At 58.1% G+C, this 21,975-nt stretch carries 21 protein-coding genes and 2 pseudogenes; 12 read left to right on the plus strand and 11 right to left on the minus strand.

The features are described 5' to 3' along the window. Nucleotides 1-110 precede the first annotated feature (110 nt). Nucleotides 111-1,385: a serine hydrolase domain-containing protein gene (locus ACSZOQ_RS10850; protein WP_439922549.1), complete on the plus strand. Its 1,275-nt coding sequence runs from the start codon at nucleotides 111-113 to the stop codon at nucleotides 1,383-1,385. A gap of 63 nt (nucleotides 1,386-1,448) precedes the next feature. Here the strand turns inward: ACSZOQ_RS10850 and ACSZOQ_RS10855 are convergent, their stop codons facing one another. Together ACSZOQ_RS10855 and ACSZOQ_RS10860 are read right to left on the minus strand one after the other, a co-directional pair. Beyond that, nucleotides 1,449-2,327, minus strand: coding sequence for an HpcH/HpaI aldolase/citrate lyase family protein (locus ACSZOQ_RS10855; protein ID WP_439922550.1), 879 nt, complete (start codon nucleotides 2,325-2,327; stop codon nucleotides 1,449-1,451). Continuing rightward, entirely contained in the window at nucleotides 2,324-2,776 is a 453-nt protein-coding gene (locus tag ACSZOQ_RS10860) for a MaoC family dehydratase (RefSeq protein WP_439922551.1), read from the minus strand. Before ACSZOQ_RS10860 ends, ACSZOQ_RS10855 begins: the two co-directional genes overlap by 4 nt. 273 nt (nucleotides 2,777-3,049) lie before the next feature. Here ACSZOQ_RS10860 and ACSZOQ_RS10865 point away from each other — a divergent pair, with 273 nt between their 5' ends. The 5 genes from ACSZOQ_RS10865 (at nucleotide 3,050) to ACSZOQ_RS10885 (ending at nucleotide 8,208) form a co-directional block, all read left to right on the plus strand. Then, the gene (locus tag ACSZOQ_RS10865) at nucleotides 3,050-3,244 is read left to right on the plus strand and encodes a hypothetical protein (RefSeq protein ID WP_439922552.1); all 195 of its coding nucleotides are present in this window, start codon (nucleotides 3,050-3,052) and stop codon (nucleotides 3,242-3,244) included. Nucleotides 3,245-4,377: 1,133 nt separating this feature from the next. Next, complete coding sequence (locus ACSZOQ_RS10870) at nucleotides 4,378-5,082, plus strand: DUF5681 domain-containing protein (protein WP_439922553.1); 705 nt, start codon at nucleotides 4,378-4,380, stop codon at nucleotides 5,080-5,082. Nucleotides 5,083-5,593: 511 nt separating this feature from the next. Then, nucleotides 5,594-6,340 (plus strand): ParB N-terminal domain-containing protein, encoded by a 747-nt coding sequence (locus ACSZOQ_RS10875; protein ID WP_439922554.1) that lies wholly within the window; start codon nucleotides 5,594-5,596, stop codon nucleotides 6,338-6,340. A gap of 213 nt (nucleotides 6,341-6,553) precedes the next feature. After that, nucleotides 6,554-7,696, plus strand: a complete 1,143-nt coding sequence (locus ACSZOQ_RS10880; RefSeq protein ID WP_439922555.1) for a hypothetical protein — start codon at nucleotides 6,554-6,556, stop codon at nucleotides 7,694-7,696. 11 nt (nucleotides 7,697-7,707) lie between these two features. Continuing rightward, the gene (locus ACSZOQ_RS10885; RefSeq protein WP_439922556.1) at nucleotides 7,708-8,208 is read left to right on the plus strand and encodes a HEAT repeat domain-containing protein; all 501 of its coding nucleotides are present in this window, start codon (nucleotides 7,708-7,710) and stop codon (nucleotides 8,206-8,208) included. Between the two features lie 476 nt (nucleotides 8,209-8,684). On the opposite strand, the gene ACSZOQ_RS10890 is transcribed toward ACSZOQ_RS10885, so the two are convergent. The 5 genes and pseudogenes from ACSZOQ_RS10890 to ACSZOQ_RS10910 all read right to left on the minus strand — a co-directional run. After that, nucleotides 8,685-9,194, minus strand: a complete 510-nt coding sequence (locus ACSZOQ_RS10890) for a hypothetical protein (RefSeq protein WP_439922557.1) — start codon at nucleotides 9,192-9,194, stop codon at nucleotides 8,685-8,687. Then, complete coding sequence (locus ACSZOQ_RS10895) at nucleotides 9,184-10,095, minus strand: FAD:protein FMN transferase (RefSeq protein ID WP_439922558.1); 912 nt, start codon at nucleotides 10,093-10,095, stop codon at nucleotides 9,184-9,186. Before ACSZOQ_RS10895 ends, ACSZOQ_RS10890 begins: the two co-directional genes overlap by 11 nt. After that, complete coding sequence (locus tag ACSZOQ_RS10900) at nucleotides 10,076-10,546, minus strand: FMN-binding protein (protein ID WP_439922559.1); 471 nt, start codon at nucleotides 10,544-10,546, stop codon at nucleotides 10,076-10,078. Before ACSZOQ_RS10900 ends, ACSZOQ_RS10895 begins: the two co-directional genes overlap by 20 nt. Before the next feature lie 70 nt (nucleotides 10,547-10,616). Beyond that, nucleotides 10,617-12,209, minus strand: a complete 1,593-nt coding sequence (locus tag ACSZOQ_RS10905) for a hypothetical protein (protein ID WP_439922560.1) — start codon at nucleotides 12,207-12,209, stop codon at nucleotides 10,617-10,619. Between the two features lie 151 nt (nucleotides 12,210-12,360). After that, nucleotides 12,361-13,004 (minus strand): annotated as a pseudogene (locus ACSZOQ_RS10910) (NAD(P)/FAD-dependent oxidoreductase); the annotation flags it as partial. Nucleotides 13,005-13,289: 285 nt separating this feature from the next. Between ACSZOQ_RS10910 and ACSZOQ_RS10915 the strand changes: the two are divergent. Together ACSZOQ_RS10915 and ACSZOQ_RS10920 are read left to right on the plus strand one after the other, a co-directional pair. Then, a pseudogene (locus tag ACSZOQ_RS10915) lies at nucleotides 13,290-13,547 on the plus strand (transposase); the annotation flags it as partial. A 144-nt stretch (nucleotides 13,548-13,691) separates the two neighbouring features. Then, the gene (locus ACSZOQ_RS10920; protein WP_439922561.1) at nucleotides 13,692-15,215 is read left to right on the plus strand and encodes a glycosyltransferase family 39 protein; all 1,524 of its coding nucleotides are present in this window, start codon (nucleotides 13,692-13,694) and stop codon (nucleotides 15,213-15,215) included. Between the two features lie 130 nt (nucleotides 15,216-15,345). Here the strand turns inward: ACSZOQ_RS10920 and ACSZOQ_RS10925 are convergent, their stop codons facing one another. Both ACSZOQ_RS10925 and ACSZOQ_RS10930 read right to left on the minus strand, forming a co-directional pair. Beyond that, a complete protein-coding gene (locus ACSZOQ_RS10925) occupies nucleotides 15,346-15,663 on the minus strand; it encodes a hypothetical protein (protein ID WP_439922562.1) in 318 nt (105 codons plus the stop codon). A gap of 447 nt (nucleotides 15,664-16,110) precedes the next feature. Next, a complete protein-coding gene (locus ACSZOQ_RS10930; protein WP_439922563.1) occupies nucleotides 16,111-16,305 on the minus strand; it encodes a hypothetical protein in 195 nt (64 codons plus the stop codon). A 356-nt stretch (nucleotides 16,306-16,661) separates the two neighbouring features. Here ACSZOQ_RS10930 and ACSZOQ_RS10935 point away from each other — a divergent pair, with 356 nt between their 5' ends. The 3 genes from ACSZOQ_RS10935 (at nucleotide 16,662) to ACSZOQ_RS10945 (ending at nucleotide 17,672) form a co-directional block, all read left to right on the plus strand. Further along, nucleotides 16,662-16,784: a hypothetical protein gene (locus ACSZOQ_RS10935; RefSeq protein WP_439922564.1), complete on the plus strand. Its 123-nt coding sequence runs from the start codon at nucleotides 16,662-16,664 to the stop codon at nucleotides 16,782-16,784. Nucleotides 16,785-16,950: 166 nt separating this feature from the next. Next, on the plus strand, nucleotides 16,951-17,280 hold the full coding sequence (locus ACSZOQ_RS10940) for a DUF3489 domain-containing protein (RefSeq protein ID WP_439922565.1): 330 nt from the start codon (nucleotides 16,951-16,953) through the stop codon (nucleotides 17,278-17,280). After that, nucleotides 17,277-17,672: a hypothetical protein gene (locus tag ACSZOQ_RS10945; RefSeq protein WP_439922566.1), complete on the plus strand. Its 396-nt coding sequence runs from the start codon at nucleotides 17,277-17,279 to the stop codon at nucleotides 17,670-17,672. Before ACSZOQ_RS10940 ends, ACSZOQ_RS10945 begins: the two co-directional genes overlap by 4 nt. Nucleotides 17,673-17,943: 271 nt before the next feature. Here the strand turns inward: ACSZOQ_RS10945 and ACSZOQ_RS10950 are convergent, their stop codons facing one another. After that, nucleotides 17,944-19,182 carry a carboxylate--amine ligase gene (locus ACSZOQ_RS10950; RefSeq protein ID WP_439922567.1) on the minus strand — a complete coding sequence of 413 codons (1,239 nt, stop codon included), beginning with the start codon at nucleotides 19,180-19,182 and terminating at the stop codon, nucleotides 17,944-17,946. 12 nt (nucleotides 19,183-19,194) lie between these two features. Further along, nucleotides 19,195-20,499 carry an NAD(P)-binding domain-containing protein gene (locus tag ACSZOQ_RS10955; RefSeq protein WP_439922568.1) on the minus strand — a complete coding sequence of 435 codons (1,305 nt, stop codon included), beginning with the start codon at nucleotides 20,497-20,499 and terminating at the stop codon, nucleotides 19,195-19,197. An 860-nt stretch (nucleotides 20,500-21,359) separates the two neighbouring features. Here ACSZOQ_RS10955 and ACSZOQ_RS10960 point away from each other — a divergent pair. Continuing rightward, nucleotides 21,360-21,971 carry a 4'-phosphopantetheinyl transferase family protein gene (locus tag ACSZOQ_RS10960; protein ID WP_439922569.1) on the plus strand — a complete coding sequence of 204 codons (612 nt, stop codon included), beginning with the start codon at nucleotides 21,360-21,362 and terminating at the stop codon, nucleotides 21,969-21,971. Nucleotides 21,972-21,975: the final 4 nt, after the last annotated feature.

The following is a 21,975-nucleotide window of genomic DNA, read 5'->3' on the forward strand; positions in this document are numbered from 1 at the left end:
CCCGATTGCCACCCCTTCGCATCTGAGATTTAAGTGGCGTACCAGCCGCCACGGGAGCGCTGCGCGGGATCGTGCGGCAGCGTGCTCCGTCATCACCGGAGTGACGCCACATGCCAGCCTTCACTCCCGTCTCTCCCGAAACTGCAGGCATGTCCAAGGCCGCGCTCGATCGGATCGACGACCATCTGAAGCGGCGATACATCGATGCCGGCCGCTTTCCGGGCACGCGGCTTGTAGTGTATCGGCGTGGCAACATCGTGCACAGCTCCGTACAGGGTTTTGCCGATCTTGAACGCAAGGTGCCGGTCAAGGACGACACCATCTTCCGCATCTATTCCATGACCAAGCCGATCACGTCGGTCGCCTTCATGATGCTGGTGGAGCAAGGCCTGGTTGCGCTCGACGAGCCGGTTCACAAATACATTCCCGAGTGGAAGAACCTTGGCGTATTCCAGGCCGGCACCGCTCCCGCCTTCATAACCAGACCGCCAGCGCGGTCCATGCAGATCGTCGATCTTCTCCGTCATACATCAGGACTGACCTACGGTTTCCAGCAGCGCAGCAACGTCGACGCCGCCTATCGCGACAGGCAGATCGGCACGATCGAGTTGGCCGGCACGCTCGATTCGATGATCGCGGGCCTCGCCGACATTCCTCTCGAGTTCTCGCCCGGCGAAGCCTGGAATTATTCGGTATCCACGGACGTGATCGGTTACCTCGTCGGCAAGATCAGCGGCATTCCGTTCGACCAATACCTGAAAGAGCGTATTTTCAATCCGCTGGGAATGCACGACACCGACTTCTTCGTTCCCGCCGAGAAAGCGCATCGTCTCGCGGCCTGCTACAATGCAACCGCCGGCGGCATGATGTCGTTTCAGTCGCACAGCGCGCGACGCAGCCTGACGCTGCAGGACGATCCGGCGACAAGCTCTTTCCTTTCACCACCCAGTTTCATTTCCGGAGGCGGCGGCCTGTGCTCAACGGCCTCCGATTACCTCACCTTCTGCCGCGCGCTGCTCAACGGCGGCGAGCTCGGCGGCGTGAGACTGTTAGGACCAAAAACGCTGGCGCTGATGACGACCAATCACCTTCCCGGCAACCGGGACCTTCCGGAAATGTCGCGATCGATGTTTGCGGAAGCAACCTACAGCGGCATCGGCTTCGGCCTTGGCTTCTCGGTCACCATGAATCCCGCAAAGACGCTCATCGCCGGAAGCCCCGGCGAATACGCCTGGGGCGGTGCTGCAACGACGTCGTTCTGGATTGATCCGGCGGAGGAGCTGATCACCATTTTCATGACCCAGGTGATACCCTCGACGGCCTATCCGGTCCGGCGCGAACTTCGCACGATGGTCTATGCGGCCATCACTGAGAGTAACCTTTGATGCCGCGCCCTCACTCCACGAAAGGCAGCGCCGCGGCCGCAAATGCTTCCGCGAACCTGGCGCTCACTCGTCGATGACCTCGCCGACCGAGGCCAACGCTCGCTTCGCCGCGACCAGATGCGGAATGTCATACATCTTGCCGTCGATGCCCACCGTGCCGACGTCGGGTTGACTGGCGAAGGCTGCAATGACGCGGCGGGCGTGAGCCAGATCGGCGTCGGACGGGGTGAAGCAGGCGTTGATGGTGGCAACCTGATCCGGATGTATCGCGATGCGCCCAACGAAGCCGTCGCGGCGCGCAATCCGGCAACTCTCGGCGAGGCCGTCCTGATCCCTGTAATCACTGTACAGCGTATCGAGCGCGAGAACACCGGCCGCGTTGGCGGCGAAAAGGCATTGGGCACGCGCGACCTGATAAGGAAACGTCCAGTCGCCGTTCGGCTCTTTGTTGGTCAGCGCGCCGAGCGCGGCGCTGAGGTCCTCCGCGCCCCATGTCATGGCAACCAGCCTCGGGCAAGCCGTAACATAGCTGGCAAAGCCGAGCATCGCAGCGGGCGTCTCGGTTGCGACGACCAGCAGCTTCACATGCCCGGAAGGAATGCCGGTGGCGACCTCCAGGACATCGACATAGTGCGAAATCCGCTCGACCTCCTGAACGCCGTTGACCTTCGGAATAACGATACCGTCCAGCCCCGGGCGAACGACAGCGACGAGATCCTCCAGCGTCAATCCGGTTCCGAGCGGGTTGATCCGCACCAGAAAGCGCCAGTTGCGCGAGGCCGCGCCGAGCAGGCTCTTGACCGCATCGCGCGCAAATGCCTTGCGGCCGGGCACAACGGAGTCCTCGAGATCGAGGATCAGCGCGTCGGCACCGCAGGCGTCGGCCTTCGCGATTTTGCGATCGCTGTCGGCCGGAACGAACAGAAGCGAACGCAACTTCATGCCGGCCTCCGCATCATCAGCGCGTTGCGGCGGCAGAACACCACCTCCTCGTCACGCTGGTTGAAACCGCGATGTTCGAGAGTGACGATGCCCTGCCCCGGACGCGACTTGCTGGCGCGAACGGCAACAACCTTCGATTCCGCGCGCAAGGTATCGCCGGCGAACACCGGACGCGGAAATCTGGTTTCCTCCATACCGAGGTTTCCGACTGTGGTCCCGAGCGTCGTGTCCTGCACCGAAAGTCCGATAATAAGGCCCAGCGTAAAAATCGAATTCATCAGCGGTTTGCCGAATTCAGTGGATCTGGCATATTCGTGGTCGATATGCACGGCGGCCGGATTGCACGTGAGCGACGAGAACAGAATGTTGTCCATGTCGGTGACGGTTCGCCGGATTTCATGAACGAACGTTTGCCCGACAGAAAACTGTTCGAAATACAGACCCGCCATCCCGGCTTTCCTCTCCCGCGATCGGATCGCGCACGACCAAACGGTCCAGTACACACGCCGCAGGTAGCGTCGATTGATTCCATTTAAGAATACTGAAACCTGAAACCCAAACGGGCTCGATATTTGCTCTCTTTATGTCCTAATTCCTGCCATGAGCAACTGGTTGGCCGTGCCACCATTGCTGACCGTATGACACCAACGACTGGCAACACTGATACAGTGACGACTATGCTTCACATATCAAAGTCCACAATCTATCACGCGGAGACTAAGTTGACCCAAAAACGAACTGCCGAAATTGCCTCGCTAGCTGTCTTTGGAGTTGGGCTCGTCGGCGTCTATATCCTCGCAACGACATTCAAAGACGCGTTCTCAGATTTCACAATCGCTGCAGTTGCCACGATTATGTTTGTGGCGTTCTACGTTCTCGGCCAATGGGTAAAGCGCAGAATCAATCCGCCGCAATAGTAATCACTCGAATCTTCGCTTCGCGTCCGGTGCGGGCTTATGTGCCGAGCACCAGTGGATTGCGTCGATGGACTGCATGGTTGTCGATAGACAAAGGAGGCCCGCCACATTGCTGTTGGTGGGCCTTCTTGCTTACGATTTCTGCAGTGTTCGAACGACCTTCCCGGTGCCACCGCATTCTTCGCACTCTGCCGGCGGCATGATCGGAGCGAACCTATAAGCGGGTCGTCTCATTTCGACTTTATAGCCTAACCCTTTGCACTTCGGACATTGTTCGCTAGACATGATCTTTCTCCATCACGACCAACATTGATCGCGTCAGAAAACCAGATCGCATTTCGATACTTGCCAGCAACGCACCACTATTTGGCATCGGCAGATAGTGTGCAGGCGAGTTCTCAGGTCCGGCTTTGGAGAAGAAAAATTCGATATAAGTTATTGATTTTGCTTGGTGGCGGACGCAGTCGGATGCGAACCGGTCTCGCCGGTTTGGTTTTCCAAATTGCCGACAAATTCGCTGCTAATCTGCTTTTTGCGCCATTTTCCAGCAAAAACAGGCGACATTCCCCGAGAAAAGATAACGAATGCCAGGTCTTAGACGCAAATTCCCTGCTCGCAATTAGCAGGGAATTTTGGGCGTGAAGCAGGGAATTGATAACCTGGCAGCAAGAAGAATGAAGGCGCGTCTTGAGATCTAACCAGAAATCGTCCCTGATTGAATTAACAAAAGCTTGACCGGGGTACGTTGCACACTATATTGCCGCCTTGTCGCCGCGCCCCGGTATTTGAAGGGCCGCTCTTGCCGTTCTTGTGTATTCGCAAGCAACCGCATTAGGCAGGACGTTGTACAGCCGTCCCGCGACGTGAAGTCAGAAAAGGAGAATCCGATGCAGCGCGTTCAACCGCGCTCGGAGTTCGCCTTTTCGATCTTCGAAAAGGCTACTCCGAGCCAGACCAGGAGTAGTCGATGTCTAAGGCGTTCAAGCCTCACCCCCGCGACACGGTCAGGCCTTCAATAAGACAGATGAGCCCCATCGGGCTAGGCGCTGCCGTGTTTGGCTCAACCTCAATGCGACCCGAACCTTGTCTCCCCTTTGCGGAAGTCGCAAGCTTCCAGAGCGCGAGGTGACGACATGACCGACGACTACAAAGTCGGTTATTGCCGACCGCCGAAAGCCTCTCAGTTCAAGAAAGGGCAAAGCGGTAACCTGCCCGGCTCATCGCGCAAAGCTCGAGAGCGAAAGCGCCGTCAAAATCGCTCGTTAGGCGATCTCGTTTTAGAAAACTCGGAAAACTTGCTTCGGGTCCGCGATGGCAACCGCACATCTAGCATCAGCACTAAAGAAGCGCTGCTGAAAAAGCAGACTGCGATGGGCCTCAACGGCAATCGTTTAGCGTTAAAGGCTTCTCTCGACAGGATCGATAAAGCCGAACAAGCCAAGCGCGCGGAGGTGCTTGATCTATATAAGGAGGCTCTTGACTATAAGGATAATTATCCGGCGCTAGCAGAGTCTCATCGTAATCGCGGTCTGCCACCTCCTTTGCCGCATCCCGATGACGTGCACCTCAACCGTTCCACTGGCGAGGTAATAATCACCGGCCCCCGAGGTCCCGAGGAGCTTGCTCAACTCAAGAAAATACTTGAAGCCCGAAAGATCTTTATGAAGAAGCTGGATGAGCATCGTTTAGATGCGGAAGAGTCCGCTCGCCAAGGCTGTCCTTATTCTCCCGGCGATTTTAAAATTATATCTCTCATTGAGAAACACCTTCGTAGCTTTGACTACGAACTCGAGAGGCGAGGCTGGTTGCCTCGGGTCGCCGGCGAGAAGGAGAGCTAGGCAATCGGAGCGGTAGTTGATTTGCAACCAACCGGCGCATTGCCTTCGTTTTTTGGCACGCCAGAGGGATCATTGTTGAGGGATAGCATCCACGGGTTTAGTTGTCCGCAACTGGATCAGCAGTTACAGGCTTCGATAGCAGCGCTGTGACAGTCGAAAATGAGATCGAATCTCGTCGGCGGTTGCTTGAAAAGTATGCGACTTTTAACGAACTCTCCGTCTCCGGATTATGGACATTGGTTAACGGACGCGCACAACGCAGCGGGCGCAGTTTGCAGCATCACCAAAACCTGTTGACGCCGAGATCAATCGGCGTATAGCCAATCTTACTTCGCTTCCTTGCAGACCTGCTCTGCATTGTCGCTGATCGATTTACGGCGACAACCGGCATCGAGCCGGACGCGAGGTTCAGAAAAGGAAACATTTTAAGCGCGTGCATCTGCATGCGTTGGTGTGCGCCTTTTCGAGCCTTGCGACCGGTTTTAACGAAGCCGAACTGGAGGAGTGAAGTATGGACGTGAAGCGAGCAGCCTGGTCGGGCAAAAACGCCATCGTGCGTCTGCCGTCCGAGCAGATCGAATATGTGCCGGCATCGGCATTGAAGCCGAACCCGCGCAATCCAAGGACGCATAGCGAGAAGCAGATCGACCAGCTCGTGCGCAGCGTGCTCGAATTCGGGCTGACGCTGCCGCTATTGGTCGATGGCGACAATACCATTGTGAAGGGCAACGCGATTTTTGCGGCGCTGAAGCAGCTCGGCGTCGAATCCATTCCGGTCCTGCGCGTCGATCATTTGAGCCCGGCGCAGCTGCGCGCCTATGTGATCGCGGACAATCGAACCGCCTTGAATGCCGGCTGGGACGTCGAGATCCTCAAAGAGGATTTTGAGGCGATCCTGGAGTCTGACCTCGACGTTACCATCACCGGTTTCGACTTCGCCGAGATCGACCTGATCGTCAATTCCGATGGAGAGGCGGCGCCAGACCCCGCCGATGAGTTGCCGGCGCTACCCGCCACCGCAGTCACGCAACTTGGTGATATCTGGACCATCGGTCCGCACCGGTTGATCTGTGGCGACGCGACCAAGCCCGAGACCTTCGCGGCGCTGATGGGCAATGCTCGCGCGCAAATGGTCTTTGCCGACCCGCCCTATAACGTCGCGATCGACGGGCATGTCTCCGGGCTTGGCAAGAACCAGCATCGCGAATTCGTGCAAGCCTCTGGCGAGATGACCCGGCGTGAGTTTGTGGCATGTTAATCGGCGCCGAACTTGGCCCCGTGAACTATGGGCCACAATTCCTTGTCGCAGTTGACATAACCCGCGCCGGGGTGGGGTCAACACCGGCGCCTATCGTGACCCCACTCCGCCGAAGCTTTCTCAATTTCCTTCAGGACGTTACTGCTCATCCTTCCAGCGACGTGACCCGGGCGCCGATTCACAGGTCAGAACTTTCAGCCAGGTACTGACAAGGTGTTCTTTGACGGCGTGATGCAGCCCGATGCCACCGCGACGGTGACGAGTTCGACCAGCGCATTCTTCACTGTTCCTCACACCGCCGAAGAAAGCACGCATCCGGTCGTGATCCGTCCGGCAGGCGCTTCCAGTCGACGGAGCAATCGCGTCATGGTTCGCGTAATCCCAAAACTCGACCCCATCGCCGCTGGCACGCGGTTTCTTGAAGGCCAAGCGCAAACGCTGACGGGGCTCGCATTCGCGCCCGGATGCCAATTGCTGGCCGAGGATTGGTCGCTGGCAAGTCATCCCGGCACGTCGGTTCCGGTGACGTCGAACACCCGAACCGACATCAACTTGCAGGTGCCCGGGGCGCCGCTTGGCTCGCTGCGCGGCGTACGCCGAATACGTGTTCGCAATCCCGATGGCGGGACCAGCCGCGCCGACATGCCCGTTCGCTTCGGCGACACCATCATCGTTCCGATCGCGGCGTTCCAGGTGCTGGGAACAACGCCGGGCATCGGCACCGCGCGGAGCATCGCCGACATTACCAGCCTGTTCACGGAATCAAGCCCGCATTCCATCAGCGTGCCGTGGGCTCAGGCGCGGATTTCGTTTCAACTCGTGCAACCCGTCGGAACGATAACCGTGGTGGACACCAACGCCAATATCTGGCCACAGCAGGTTGTCGCCACGGATCAAAACGCGCTGAATCTCGGGCCTGGCGTTCCGGGCGCGCTCAATATTTTCTTTGTGCGCGATGTTCAACGTTCGACGGGATACTCCTATTTCGGCGGAGGTCCTATTTTTTGCGGCGACAACGCTGGAGACCTGAGCATTGAGCACTTGCAGGCGATCGCTGCGCACGAATGTGGCCATTCGTTGTGTCTTCGTCACGTTTGCGACGGGCGGGGCACCGAGCCTCCCGGCACGTTCTTCAATCGAAGATGCCAGGGCGGCGATGAGGCCTTCCTGATGTTCCCGTTCTGGGATACGCAGACCGGGTTGACGATCCCCGCCGGCCAAGTCACTGCGGCAAGAACCGGCGCCACGCATTTCGAAGAGGGAAAAACCACCCCGCTGCCGCTGGCTTCGATGTTGCAAGCCCCCGGCACTCTTCCGCCTGCAATCCCGCTCTGTCAGGTGCCCGACGGCGAATAGGAGCAAGGCCAATGCCGACCGAAACCGAGAATGCCGTCATCAATCTGCTGTCCGCCACCGACTTGCCTCCCGGCACGGATCCCGGAAAACTCATCGAATCATGGGGAAACGAAGCTGTGACGGTCGCGTGCGAGATCGCGTCGGGCGCGATGCCCGGCCTGCGGAAGAAAATTCGCACCAATGCCGTGGACGCCTTGCAAACCATCGACCGGCCGCAGGCGCGCGAGACGGTGCAGTTGCTCATAAAGGACGCCGATACCGACATTAGTATTCGCGCGCTGCGTGCCGCCGCGAGCCAGAAGAACAACAACGCGGTGGGTGCAATGACCAAGCTCCTGCAATCCACCGCATTGCCCCCGCTGCTCGCGGCCGAGACCGTCGACGCGCTGATCAAGATCGACTCGTCCGATGCGCGGCAGGCATTGCAGCAGTATGAATCCGCCGATCCCACGAAATTCCCTCATCGGGACAACAATCTTGTGAAGCAATTTCTGAACGGACGCGCGCGGTAGCTCTCGGCGATATCGCTTCTGGTACGATATCTATTGGGATTGTTCCATAGAGATAAAAGCTGGCTCGACCAACGCCGAAATATCGCAAGCCTTGCCGACATCGCCAATCTTGTCAGCGTGTTGGAGCACCCGCAGCTTGTGGTCCACATCGCGCCTATTGGTCATCACCGCCTTGCTGGCGAGTTGTGCGAACCCGGAGCAGCAACGCACTGCTACTGGCGCCGTCCTTGGCGGGGCCACTGGTGCACTCCTTGGTCAGGCTATCGGCAGAAACACCGGAAGCACGCTCCTTGGCGCTGGTGCCTTACTTGGAGCGGCAGTCGCCGACCAACCAATCCTCGCCCGAATAGGCCGCAGATGTGCCGCTATCGCGCGCCTGATGGCCGTATCTACGTCGCTGAATGCGACGAACGATATTACCGAGGACGGTACTGATCACCGCTTGCCTGATCTTGATCGCCCGCCCAGACACAGGCTCACCGATGGCGCCCCTCTTGAATTCGGACGATGGAGCATGTCGGTTGGTTGCTTACCGACGCAAGCGTGTTGGCGTCGGCGCCACGTTTTACTTTTGACTCTCGTCTTCCCAACCAGATGTGAACTGGTAGCAGCAGGACCACGGAACACCCGGCAGCAAGGTGGATCCAACTCATCCAGGGTCGCAAGGCCTCCGATCCGAGATAGTACAACCCGAAAGCCGTAGTGATCAGCACGGCGTTGATGGTCACTACGAGCGATCCTGAGATGCGGTTCTTGCGGCTTCGCCAGGCCCGTAGCAGGTGTATCGGAATGAGAGCCCCCAATAGCAGCAGAGCAAGCATGGCGGTGCCGCCGTGTATCATCAGCATATTAGCTGCGACCTGCTGCCAGATCTCACCGGTGGAAAATTCTTTCTGCCAGTCTGCCAGGAGCCAGACGGCGCCGCTCAGGCTCAGAACCGAGAAGGCTGCGTAGGTCGAGACACGAAATGATTTCTTAAGCCGCAAGGTGCACCGCCTGAGGCCAGTCGGACGTGATCTGAACCTCCCCATCGACCGAGATCAACAAGGCGCTCGCTCCGTAATGCGCGAGTAGGTCGCCGGCGCCGACCCCGGAGATCATGACGACCTTCGTGAGCGCATCGGCGACCATGCATGACGGCGCGCGAATGGTGGCGCCATCGATTGAGCCGGCCGGTCTTTGTGTTTGAGGATCGATGACGGCCGAACTGCTGGGCCCGCCGCCGACCATCAAATCGAAGCGGCGTGCGCTCGACGCCAATGCTTCGTCTCTAACCTCAACCTGGCCAATTGATCGCGACGGGTCACGCGGGTCACGGACGTGGATCATGTGCGGCTCCTGCCCGAATGCCCGGAGATCACCACCGGCATTGATCAGCCCGCGCGGTATATCGAAGCCACGTAGCACCTCGATTCCGCGATCGACTGCAAAGCCTTTGGCGATCCCACCGAGATCGATCGTGATCGCCGGTGACCGAAAGCGCACTGTCTGTTCAGGCAAAAGCTCGATGGCATCGGTGACGCGCCGTTCCGGCCTGATGACCGGATCGCCATCCAATCCAGGCAGCAGACCCATGGCCTGCAACACCGGCGCGACGGTGACGTCGAAAATGCCCCCGGAGCGTCGATGCATCTCGACCGCCGCCTCCAGGACCTGGAACGTCCAGGCGTGGACCCGTGTCGGGCGGATTCCGGAGTTCCGATTGAGGCGGCTGACATCGCTGTCGCGCTCGTGGAAGCTCATTAACCGATGAGCTTCGGCAATGGCCTCGAATGCGGCGTCAATCGCGGCGTCCGTTTCGGGCCCGGCAGCAGTTGTGACCTCGATCTCCACAAAGGTACCGAGTAGCGGCCGCGCGCGGCGAATGCTATCGAAGGCGATTGGCATAGGCGGCTAAGATCCTCTTCACGCCCTCGGTGACATGCGTCGATGACAGTGTCGCGCCCGAGATGTTCCGGATGTCGCCGTTGATCTTGAGCGCGCTGCTGCTGGTCTTACCTGCGAATTGGCCCAACCAGCTTGGGCTTCTGACCTCGCCGCCATATGATTCCCGGTATTGCAGGATTTCGACCTTATGCACCGCGCCGCCAGGGGTCAGCGCCACCGCATAGTCGATGTACAGGTGCTTGCCGATAACCCGGTCGAAGATAAAGAAGCCCGCGACCTTGCCGCCGGCTTCGGCCTTCCAGACACGGCCTGCCTGAACTTCAGTGAAATGCGTCGCCGACGGAAATGCGTGCTTCTGCGCCTCCCCGATCGATAAGTACTGGACCGCATAGGCAGGCGAGGCAGCTGACACGATCGCTGCGGCCGGCAGCGTATATCGAATCCACGTCATCTCTCACTTGGCTCCCATCTCGTTTCTCGTTTTGCCTTGGCGCTCCCCGTTGCGACGTGCCGCGCTAATCTCAGAAGAAGAATCCGACACCGCCGAGGAACGAGTCCGACATCGCGCCGGTGATGCTCTTGTCGATCACATGCTGATAGGTCGCCTTCAGCACGATTTTCGGCGACGGGAATAGAGCAAATCCGGCGGTATGGAATTGTCGCTGACCGGCGCCGGTCGGCAGATTGGCATCGGTCCCAGCAAAGCCGCCGGTCTGCAGATTCTGGTAGGTATAGCGATAGAACGGCACCGCCTCCCACTCGCTGTTTAAGACGGTTCCGAGTGGCACGTGATAGGCGATCTCGCCGGAATAGCCGTACATGGCCTTGCCGACGTTGTTGGTGGGATCCGAATCGTTGTTCGCTCGCAAGTTCTCCGGACGCCCGAATTCGGCGCGGACATATTCGCCGCGCAGCTCTGCGCCAGTGTTGGGGACACGGTACCGGAATTCGGCGTCGAACATCGCAAGGCTTGACCTACCAAGGAAGTTGCCGAAATCGTCATGTGCGCCGCGCGGCGTCGTATTGGGCGAGTAGTAGCCGCTGACGCTCCCGGCAAAGCCGGGCACGAAGGTTGGCGCGTAATCCAGCCGGCCTGATACCGCCACGGCATTGTTGAGTTGCTGGAAGTCGCCGAGCGGTGGCCTGGAGAATCCAAGAGCATCCAGGCCGTTGATGCCCGCTATGTATGACGTGCCGGGCAAGGAGACTGTTTTCGCTTCAGTACGGTTGTCAAAGGAGTCGCCAAAATCCTCGTTGCTGGTACTGACCATCACTTGGTATTTCAGGTCTTCCGTGATGGTTCCGTAGACACTGGAGGACGGCACCTTCCAGGTTGAAGGAATAAGCCCGTTGTAGAGTTCGGGCCGGTTCACGCTATAGAACTGCGTCGGCTCGTGGTGCTGGTTGATGTAGCCGATTGGCACGAGATCGATGCCGGGCGCGCGCCAGTTAAACTGATCGAGGATCTTGAAATCGACCCAGAGCTGCTCGATCTCGGCGGTACCGTGCAGCTTGTCGTCATTGTCAAAGCCCGAACCCGCGTGCTCGAACTCGATCTCCGCATTGAGGATGATGTTTGGCGTGATCGCGTAGGTCGGCAACAGGACGAAGCGATGCGCATCGAAACCGTTCTGCCACTGGCCGTTGGCGGCGGGGTTTTGCATCGCACCAAACTTGACTTCGCCATAGGCGCCTATGCTGAGACCGGACACAGGTGAATCCACCAACCCGAGAATGGGCTTGTCTCCTGCCGCTGGAAGCGGCGGGAGGTTCAGCATCGGCTTAGCCGGCGTCTCCGTCGCCTCTTTCGCGTCGCTGGATGATGCCGTCGCGTTGGCGTTCCGGATCGGGCCCGTCCGCGATGAGGGCTTGGCGCTGACGCCAGCCTGCGAGTGGCTTTCCTTCTGCTTCAACTCGGCTTCGAGCGTTGCGATACGCCGCTCCATCTTGTCAAGCTTTTTTAGCAACACCTCGTTCGCACTATTTTCCGCTGCAAAGGTGCTGCTACTGGTGAAGATTGACAACGCGGTCGCCGCGAGCAGCGCCGTGCGTATCGATGGGAAGCCAAGCTCGAATTTCGATGCACCCAAGTCCGTGTAATGATGTGATGACATGTGCCCCCTAGATCTGCGGAAAATAGAGAATCCGTGACATTAGAGCGCACCTAGCACTTCCGAGAATTGTTTCGAAACGTTTCGAAGATCTCACGAGCCGATTCGGTGTTAGAATTCCTCTATTCTAGAATAAGAATAATACGCAACTGGGGCTTGCCATACGGTCGAGCGGCCCGCTCCCCTGATAAGCCTGGCCGAAGATCAATGTGTCGCACGGTACCGTCTGCGGTCTCCCCGTAAAGGACCGCTCCCAGAATGCGGGTTTTCCTTCAGCACGAGCCTCTTGTAGACGCCCGAGCCTGCCTCCCGCAGCACGATCTCTTCTCGATCAGGCACATCGGCGAAGTCGCCTGCCGAGTAAAGGCTCACGCCGGTCACCTTCAACTGGGTTGCCATTTCGACGGCACGAAATGTCGTTCAACTCCTGTCAGAGTCTTCGCCGCGACCTTGGCCATGTCGCAGAGCGGCGCGACGAGGCCGTAGCAGACGTTCCTGTGCTCACAGCATTCGCCGATGGCGACGATGTTCATATCAGAGGTCAGCATCTGGTCGTCCACGACGATGCCGCGCTCGACATAGATGCCTCCATCGGTTGCGAGCCGCACCTCCGGGCAGAAGCCGACCGCCATCACCACGATATCGGCAGGAAGAACCGTGCCGTCATCGAGCAGTACGGCTTCGGCGCGCTCGTGGCCGAGGATCGCGATAGTGCGCCTTACAATGGATTTTGATTCCGCGGCCCTCCATCTCCTTCTGCAGCAGATAGCCGGCCGTGGCGTCCAACTGACGCTCCATCGGTCCGGAAACCGAATTCTGGCCGCGGTGTCCAGGGGATGGCGATCAGCGGCCTGGCGGCAGGACGCCTGTCCGGATGGCCGTCGTTGCAGGAATCTGCCCCGCAGCCTGAGTTTCCTGAAGGGGAATGATCCACGGCACCCCAATCTTTGTAATCTTAGCGTAAGTCACGCCTGATAAATCATGAACATGGGCTCGGCGGGTAGTGCCGACGGGATAAAAAAACAATTGTCCAGATTTTGATGTCGGCTTTTCAGCGGATTTGCTGACGGCGAAGATCAGCCAATGAAACGGAAACTGTGTGAGAGGATTGTCGAGGTTTTGAAGCAAGCGGAGCTGGGCCTGCCGGTGGCGGATTTAATCAGCAAGGTAGGGATATCAGAGCAGACCTTTTACTTGTGGAAGACGCAATACGCTGGATTGGGATCGGACCAGGTCCGGGAGTTCGCGCAGCTGTTTGAGGAAAATGCGCGGCTGAAGGAGCTTCTGGTAGTTCTCAGCCTGGACAATGCGGTGCTGCAGGACAATCTGTCAAAAAAGCTTCCCAGTTCGCGCTGATGAAGCAAGGTCGTCGCCTACTGGCTGCGGACCGCTTAGACTCTACCTTCCGACGACAATCTCTCTTCTCGGATTTTCTCCAATCATTCCGGTTCTGGGCTGATCGCTCATGGCTCACAGGGGTTAATGTTGGCGACGATAGCCACAGGCGGCCCGTTCGCCGCGATCTGGAACGGCCGCCTGATGCAGGCGAGCGCCGATTTCGTACGGCAGAGTAGCGGCGCCCGGTTGTTGGGTGTCACGCTGACGGCCTATGCCGTGCTGTGGTTGCTGTATTTCTCAGTTTCGCACGCCACCGTGGATATCCACTTTGACGTTAGCGAGGCGTCGGTGTGGGCGCGAACATTTTCGCTCGGTTATAAGCATCCGCCGATGATGGCATGGATTTTCCGTGCCTGGTTAGCGGTGTTTCCGCGCACCGACTGGGCGGCATATCTCCTGGCTGTCGCCAATCTCGCCGCGACACTGGCGATAACCTGGATGATCCTGCGCGATCACCTTGATAAGGAGCGGGCGCTTGTCGGGATGACGGCACTGATCCTCGTTCCATTCTATACGTTTCTGGCGTCGCGCTTCAACGCCAACACGGTGATGATGCCGTTCTGGGCAGCAACCGTGCTGTTCTATCTCCGTGCGCGCCGCAATGTCCGGTGGACCGACGCGGTTCTTGCGGGTGTGTTCGCTGGCCTGACGTTTCTTGGAAAATACTGGGGCGTCTATCTGATCGCAGGCATCGCGGTTGCGTCATTTGCGGGCGATGATCTCAAGCGTTTCTGGCGATCTGGTGCGCCATTCCTGATGGCCGCCGCCGCGCTGGTCGTACTTGCGCCGCACATCCACTGGTTGCTCACCGAACACAATCACCCCGCAGAAAGTTACATGACGACGAGCGTGATGGTCTCTGCATCGTTCGGCTCGGCGCTGAAGACCTCCGCATTCTATCTCGGTGGCGTCATCAGCTATGTCGTGATGCCTCTCACGTTTTTCGCAGTGCTGAAACCGGATCGCGCAGCTTGGCGGGACACGATCTGGCCGGCCGATCCTGGACGCCGTCAGGCGCTGCTCCTGCTCGTTGTCCCACTGATATTGCCGGCTTTGGTCAATCTCGCGTGGCCCCACCGTCTGACGCCGGTGTGGGCGTTCCCAAACTGGGCACTATTGCCGGTGGTGCTGTTCGGCTCGCCGCGGCTCAGCGTGCCGGCAGTCGCCGCGGCTCGCGCCTGTATAACCGCGCTTGTGGTATCACTGTTGGCCGTCGTCGCTTCTCCGTTGGTCGCGCATGCACATCTCAACTCGCGACGGATCGCACATAACGCGCACTACCGCCAGATCGCGGCGGAAATTGCGCACCTTGCCAATTCACCGGCTGTGCTGATCGGCGGCAGCGAAGGTGTCGTCCAGGGATTGTTTTATTATCTGCCCGCGGCGTGGCCTATGGGCAGCCCGCCGAATGATAGAGACGTTAAGCTCTCGATCGCTGCGCGCGCCATGGTCTGCATCGAGGGCGACGCCTCCTGTCGAGCCGCGGCCGATTCACTTGCCGGGAGTTCCGGCAGTGTATCGGACGTCACACTTGCCAAAACATTCCTCGGCTATAAGTCGCCGCCGCAGAAGTATCTAATCGCGGTCGCGCCCATTCGGTACAGATTCTAGTCTAGAGCGTCACCGCCAACGCGTTGACCCGATAGCAGGCAGCGATTTTCGAGGCGCCGGCAAAATCAAGCCAATCAAGGATCAGCCCGGATTGCATCGGCTTCATGCGCCGCTTCGGCAGCGGCGCTCATCACCAAAGGGTCTCATAGTCTGGAAATAGCTTGAGTGTCGCGTCGTAACGCACCGGCACCATCCAGGGCAGTGCTACTTTGAGTATAACATTTGCAACGGTTGACGTGTGGCGCACATAGAGATCAATCGGATCAAGTCGATGTCTCATGTGCAGCTTCGGATCATAATTGAGACCACTGCTGCGAAACCATTTGTAGCCTTGGCAGATCCCCCAGTTGATCATGTCCCGAACGATGTAGTGATAAAGATGGAGATCGAGTGCAACGGCATAGTCGAAACCGACGTACTCCGCGTACAGCGAGTCTCCCTGCACCATGCAAAGGCGACATCAATCCTGTTGAGCGGTGATCCAGTCAGGATGCGACGTACGCGAATGCTGGGAGCATGGCCCAGAGCGGCACAACACTTAGCTAACAAGTGTCCGCAAAGGGAGGTTTGTGCTCGCGCTCCTATTCGATGTCAGACTTTCAGCAAGGTTGACGCTCTCAACTATCCGGGAGACAGAAATTCGCGGAAGTCTATCTACGGGCAAAGCTGCGGCGATGGTTCTCTTTTGCTGTCGCCATCGTTTGGCGGCAGCAAATGGCATGTTGAGATCACCGCTATCAATACACCGTCGCCGGAACGAAGCGGTGACGGCTCTTACGAAAATACTACGACCACCAGAGGGTCATGAACATCTTGTCCGGACTTGGTAAATTACAGGCTAATTGAGCGCGATGGATGTTTCGGGCGCAGGATGTTTAGCCGGAACGAACCATCCCTAGGGATGATCTTCACGCACATCTATGCTGATGCCGAGCGCGTCAGCCTTTAATTGAATATCTTTGCGGGTTCGCCCGAGCATCCGCGCTATTCGAGATGGTGATACCCGCAGTTTGATTAAACCTCGAAGCTTTTTGACTTCTGTCGCCGTCCATTTTCTATGACCGTTGCTGATAGAAATCGGCTTTTTCATTGCACATGCGTCATACGCAATCGGCGACGAAACGGCAACTCGGTGCGCTGAGGTTCGCATCCGGTCCAGTTGGATTTACAATTTATCAACGAGAGATACCCTGTCTGCTACGTTGTCGACATCTCGGGGCCAAGGGGCGAACCATGGAGCAGATTCTAATTTAATTTGATCGCGGGCGCACTGGGTGGGAATGCTGCTGGCAACGCATCGTCAGCTTTCGATCTTGGCACGCTCGGTAATACGATTGCCGGTCTTATCGGTGGTGGCGCCATCCTTACAGCGATCGTTGGTGCGATTACCGTGTTATGTGACTTGCCAAGGATGTATCTCGTTCTAAGCATTCACTTGAGTACGAAATGAATTCTCATTCGCACTTGCTGGACGTGTTGCCATCGGTACCGTTGCGGCTGCTGGAAGTGCCGCTCGTACGAGCCATCTCCAGATCCTTCGCCGTGAACGAAGGTGCGCTGACCCATTAAATGACATTTGCTTCGACGAGATCCATTGCAGAAAGGACTGGCATTCGCGGGCAAAGCGAGCATTGCTGTGGCTTGAGACAAACCCTGGGACAGGGGCCCGCAGCGCAACATCGCTGACGGGGCCTCGGGTGGTGCGACACTGAGGTCGCGTCATTCGGAGGGTTTAATGCAGAAGTCATCCCGCAATTGTAAGCCGTCGAAGCGCGCTGGCCGGGCAAAATCTGCTCGTGCATTGAAGGCGGCAAAAACAGCGCGTTACTCCGCGCGGCCACCAGCCCTGGAAAGAGCGAACAAGCAAACAAAACTGCTTGATCTTCTGAGGCGGCCAGCGGGTGCGACCATTGCTGCACTCACGGAGGCGTCGGGCTGGCAGCAGCATTCGGTGCGCGGATTTTTAGCCGGAGTGGTGCGCAAGAAGCTTGGGCTCGAGTTGGTGTCGACGATTGAAGCCGATCAGCGCACCTACCGCATCATTGCAGCGAAGCAAGCCCGATGATGGTCCGAGCATCGAAGGGCGGGCTGGCGCGTAGTCGCGATCTCGGTGGTCGACGACCGCAGTCGCGTGGTCTCAGGTCCAACCGGTCCGCGCTGGCGCATCTTCCGAAGCATCTGCAGACAGCGATCGTAAGCTATCGGAGGCAGGCAGATCAGTCGGGCGACCTCGATCCGGCCATTCGCCAGTTCCTCGATCGTATCGTCGAGAAGGAGACACGCGAGTCCGTCATGGCCAAACTCATCGCCTTCGACCGGGGCCAGGTGGAGTTCAAGGCCGGCACCATCCTGTCCCGGGAGTGGAACGGCGCCAGAACGCAGACGCATCAAACTTGTCACCATCGCAAACCGTCGCTTGCAGCACCGACTGCAGGCCGCTTAAACTCTAACCCCTGATGAGCCAGAGCCTCCCTTCTCGAAACGCCTGATCAGTCTCAAATTACCTGACGACGAACACTTCTCACAAGGAGTTACCGCTGCAGCTTCAAGGGGCTTTGTTCAGCGCCGGTTTACACGCAGTAGCGTGAGCCTGCCGGCTCCTGGCTTGCAAGGATGCTTGCCCGCAACCCAGCGATGCTGGTGATCGTGGCATTAGCGAACAAGACTGCCCGCATTGCGTGGGCACTGATGACTAAGGAGAGGTTTACTGAGCTCCGGCCACGGCCGTTTACGATGGTGTTGTCCAGCTTGTCCTGCCCTCTTTGGGATTAAGGAGGTGCCCGATCACCCGGCACAGTGCCGGTTTCGCGCCTTTTGCTATCACCAGCAGCGCGGGACCTGGATCGGCCCAGCGCCAGTAGGCGTTGTGAATGCGATGATTGGGTGGATAGAAACAGCGGGTACCGAGAATGCGTGCCGAAATAAAGTCCCTGAATTCATCGCGCCAGACATGGGTGGGATCGAGTCTCAACGGCGGGCGGGGCCGCCCGGCGGCGTCGCAATAGCCGACATGACAAAGATTGACGCCGCAGAGCGCGGAGATCTCCTCCTGCCCATCGACCCTACCAACGGTTGGCTCGACGAACCGAAAGCCACCGTCACGCTGGTCGCGTTTGTATTCCATGCTGGCGAATCCGCTCGTCAAACCGATCGATCGGAAGAAGCGGATTGTCAGCTCCTCCAACTCCTCGGCGACTTCCGGCGCCGCCCAGCAACTCGCGGTCAAGCCGATCTGGGGCGGCCAGGAGCGGCCTTTGCGGCCCGTAAAGGCGACCGAAGCACCGTGCCCTATGTAGCATAGGCAAAAGTAGATGGAGTCATTTGAGCCCTCGATCCACTCCTGAACAATCACTTCGCCCACCTTCTCCAGCACTCGCTCGCAGAGCGACCGAGCGTCGGCTTGGGTCTCGACGCGATAAGCCTTCTTGAAGGTGCCGTCATATGCGGGGGAACGGTTGTTTGGCTTCACGCACAATGGAGGTCGAAGACTACGCAGGTTATTCAAGTCACCCCGGTTTTGCAGCAAAAGCGTCCTTGGCACCGGAAAGCCACCCTGCTGGGCTAGCCGAAAAAATGGCTCCTTCATAGTGAGGTCGAGCAGCAGTTCGTGGGGTGGAAGTTGGAAGCCGAACCAGGGAGCTACGCGGTCGCGGTAGCGCGACACGGTCAAAAGCGGACGGTCATCGGCGAATATGATGACACCTCCATGCGGCATTCCTTCTCGCAACCGACGCAGCTCTTCCACAAACTCTTCACCCTCAAAGGTCGAAACGGTAAACCGTCGCGCATATCGAGATGCCGCTGCCATGTCGTACTTTGCATCGACCACGACCACCGTTTGAAGTCCCGCGTAAGCGAGGCTGCGTACCACGGACAAGCCGTTTATTCCTCCCCCCAAGACTATAGCTGTTGGTGCGCCATCGACTCCTGGAGCGCCTTGCCATGGATCATTCGCCTGGATAGCCATAGCGCTCCAATTCTAGCGAAACGACTCACTCCGCTTGGTACCTTCGAGGTGCGTGTCCATTGGCACTCCTGCGCGGGCGATGCCGGCCATGGGACGATGCTGGCCCTCACCCGTACGAGGAGATGGTCGCGACCCGTCAAGCCGCACACTAGCCAGATGCCTTGATATCCTGTGAGAGGTGAAGTCGGCGCCAAACACGAAACGCATGACCGGTCCAAACGTCGTTGTCGATGCGTGCCCGACGAAATACAGTCCCGGAACGGACGATTCGAAGTTTACGGACAGCCGCGGAGTTTTCCCAATCAGATACAGCCGCTCGACGAGCGCAGGACTTAGGAATGGAAGGCGATGCACGTCGACCCTATATCCGGTCGCCGCGATGACATGATCTGCCTCCACGAGTTGAGTATTGCCATCCATCGAGACCAATCGTAGTTGCACACCATGCTTGGAGACTTTTGCCTCCTGCAATGAGCATCCGAGATGTGTAGGAGCAGATGCAGCCCGACCCTTCATTGGCTCCCCTCCCGACGGTGAAGGGAATGTTTCTGCCATCCGGAGTCGATAGGAATCCGGGAAATAGCGAAACATCCACGGCAAGTCCGCGAACAGTCGATGTTTCCAGCCCGGGCCGATTCCAGATACCGGATACACCAGAGGACGCAGCAACGGGTGCGCGCCCGAGCCTCCCCACCGCCCGCTGAAGATCAGGGTCGGCTTGCGCGAGATAAGCTGAACGTGTCCCAGTGCTTCGTTCAAGAGCACCGCTATATCTATCGCGGATGCCCCGCTTCCGATGACCGCGACGCGCTGTGCCCGGAATCTCTGAAGATCGTGAACGTCGGCGGCATGCGACAGCTTATCGCTCGGCAGATGGGAGAGCAGATCCGGGATATAGCGGAAATAGTTCAACCCCGTTGCGATCACCACCTTGCGCGTCCTGAAGGATTGTCCGCTCTTCATACGAAGTTCAAATCCTTCCGGAACCCGGCTCAAGGAAACGAGCTCCTCGTTTTCTACGTCCGGCAAGAAGCGCTTCTGGAACGCCACCCCGTAAGCGGAGAATGTTTCTAGCGGAATTGGAACATCCAAATCCTCATAAGGACTGCCATTTTCGGCGCAGAATTGTCTAAGCGTATAGGCCTGTTCAGGATCGGAAAGGTTTGATGCGAAGCCGGCTGATTTGAGCAGCATGCCTTTCGGCATCTTGCTTTTCCAACTCTCCATCGGGCTGCCGATGATCCGACAATCAAGCCCCATTCCGCGCAAGTGTGCTGCAACCGACAATCCATAGGGGCCAGCACCGACGACCGTCACATCGCGTAGTGTAGACAAGGCGCACCTCCCGTTGGTCCTCGCCTGCCGGAGCTCAACTCGCGTGAGGAAACTGCTTCCCGAATAAGACATTCTGCTTGGAGCGATAAGGGACCGACAAGCGAGCTTTTTTGCTTCCCAAGCGTGGTCCCTCGGGACCAAAGGCACAACCATCCTTTGTGGGCAACCCTTTTTGGTACCGGCGACGTGTCACGGTTATCTAGCGCGTCTTTCAAACTCAACCCGATTTTTGAAGGGTCCAGAAGGCCAAAATTTATCTGCGGCCGATAGCAGGAGCGTGCCGTAAAGATATTCAAATAGCGATTGAGGTAAGGGAGCAAAACTGCGCGACGGCCCAACTCGTGCGTAACTGGTGCGCCAATGCGGCGGCTATTGGTGGGTCCGTTGCCACAGAAGGCAAACCGACTTCTACCGCTATGCGCCGCTCTAGGCGGGCCATTATTGCCGGGCAGCATCGGTCGTTAGATTCGATCATAGTGGATATGTCGAGGTCGAGGGAGAAGTGACCGTAGTCTGCTTTCCCTCAGAGAGCTCGTTCGCAGGCAGTTCAATTATCTCTTACCTCTAAATATCCACGGACGCCCCTTGCTTTCACGCATGCGTGATTGTTTGAATACACTTGTGCGGATGAGCGCTCCAGCGATTGGAATCCACGTATGACTTCTGGCTGTTGCCCTGAGTTCGACTTTGTCCAATCTTCTGGCGCGGGCGAGGACGATCACCGTGGCGCATTGGGCACGAGCCGGAACTTTTATGCGGACATGAATCAGCCTCTTGTCGAGCCAGCATCGCCCCCTCCAAGCCTTTTGGATAAAAGAGTCGAGATGAGAGCCGGGATCATAATGCCTGTTCTCGAGAACGATGATTTGGAGGTACTGGCATTCATGCTCGATGTGGAGCAGGCCGTCATTCGCGGAATAGGCGCTTGCCTCAACGAGGAGGAACGTAGACGCGCCGAGAGGCTGAGACTGGAGCGGGACCGCCGCCGCTTTGTTGCTACCCGTGGGCAGCTGCGCCGGGTCCTCGCTTCCAAACTTGGAATCTCGCCGTCCGACGTCGAACTTGAATATGGACGGCTAGGCAAACCCCACCTCTCGCACCGCATTCCAGCCTGCGATTTGCGCTTCAGCGTCTCACGATCTGGAGATGTGGCGGTCATCGCCCTCTCGACCAGACAAGAGGTCGGGGTGGACATCGAGGCCGTTCTCCCTGTGCCGGAAGCGGACGAGATCGCAGCGCTCTGCCTTTCCGACTCCGAGTACGGATCCTACACCGCTCTTGATTCGGAAGACCGGTTGGAAGGCTTCCTCCGGCGCTGGACCCGGCTGGAGGCTATCTCTAAGGCCCTGGGGTGCGGCTTAGGACACCCCATTTCCTGGGATGAAAAGGATTGGGCTGTCCAAAGGTTCGTACCCAAACCCGGGTATATCGGGAGCGTGGTTGTCAGGAAATGAATGG

It is taken from the genome of Nitrobacter sp. JJSN (assembly GCF_051912485.1).
Lineage (GTDB): Bacteria > Pseudomonadota > Alphaproteobacteria > Rhizobiales > Xanthobacteraceae > Nitrobacter.

Bases quoted from the DNA above. Each gene is read 5' to 3' on its own strand.
- ACSZOQ_RS10930 (WP_439922563.1), bottom strand. From the start codon at position 16,305: ATGAAAAAGCCGATTTCTATCAGCAACGGTCATAGAAAATGGACGGCG.
- ACSZOQ_RS10875 (WP_439922554.1), top strand. From the start codon at position 5,594: ATGGACGTGAAGCGAGCAGCCTGGTCGGGCAAAAACGCCATCGTGCGT.
- ACSZOQ_RS10905 (WP_439922560.1), bottom strand. From the start codon at position 12,209: ATGTCATCACATCATTACACGGACTTGGGTGCATCGAAATTCGAGCTT.
- ACSZOQ_RS10960 (WP_439922569.1), top strand. From the start codon at position 21,360: ATGCCTGTTCTCGAGAACGATGATTTGGAGGTACTGGCATTCATGCTC.
- ACSZOQ_RS10885 (WP_439922556.1), top strand. From the start codon at position 7,708: ATGCCGACCGAAACCGAGAATGCCGTCATCAATCTGCTGTCCGCCACC.
- ACSZOQ_RS10950 (WP_439922567.1), bottom strand. From the start codon at position 19,182: ATGGCTATCCAGGCGAATGATCCATGGCAAGGCGCTCCAGGAGTCGAT.
- ACSZOQ_RS10895 (WP_439922558.1), bottom strand. From the start codon at position 10,095: ATGCCAATCGCCTTCGATAGCATTCGCCGCGCGCGGCCGCTACTCGGT.
- ACSZOQ_RS10900 (WP_439922559.1), bottom strand. From the start codon at position 10,546: ATGACGTGGATTCGATATACGCTGCCGGCCGCAGCGATCGTGTCAGCT.
- ACSZOQ_RS10945 (WP_439922566.1), top strand. From the start codon at position 17,277: ATGATGGTCCGAGCATCGAAGGGCGGGCTGGCGCGTAGTCGCGATCTC.
- ACSZOQ_RS10860 (WP_439922551.1), bottom strand. From the start codon at position 2,776: ATGGCGGGTCTGTATTTCGAACAGTTTTCTGTCGGGCAAACGTTCGTT.
- ACSZOQ_RS10870 (WP_439922553.1), top strand. From the start codon at position 4,378: ATGACCGACGACTACAAAGTCGGTTATTGCCGACCGCCGAAAGCCTCT.
- ACSZOQ_RS10940 (WP_439922565.1), top strand. From the start codon at position 16,951: ATGCAGAAGTCATCCCGCAATTGTAAGCCGTCGAAGCGCGCTGGCCGG.
- ACSZOQ_RS10925 (WP_439922562.1), bottom strand. From the start codon at position 15,663: ATGGTGCAGGGAGACTCGCTGTACGCGGAGTACGTCGGTTTCGACTAT.
- ACSZOQ_RS10855 (WP_439922550.1), bottom strand. From the start codon at position 2,327: ATGAAGTTGCGTTCGCTTCTGTTCGTTCCGGCCGACAGCGATCGCAAA.
- ACSZOQ_RS10935 (WP_439922564.1), top strand. From the start codon at position 16,662: ATGAATTCTCATTCGCACTTGCTGGACGTGTTGCCATCGGTACCGTTG.
- ACSZOQ_RS10850 (WP_439922549.1), top strand. From the start codon at position 111: ATGCCAGCCTTCACTCCCGTCTCTCCCGAAACTGCAGGCATGTCCAAG.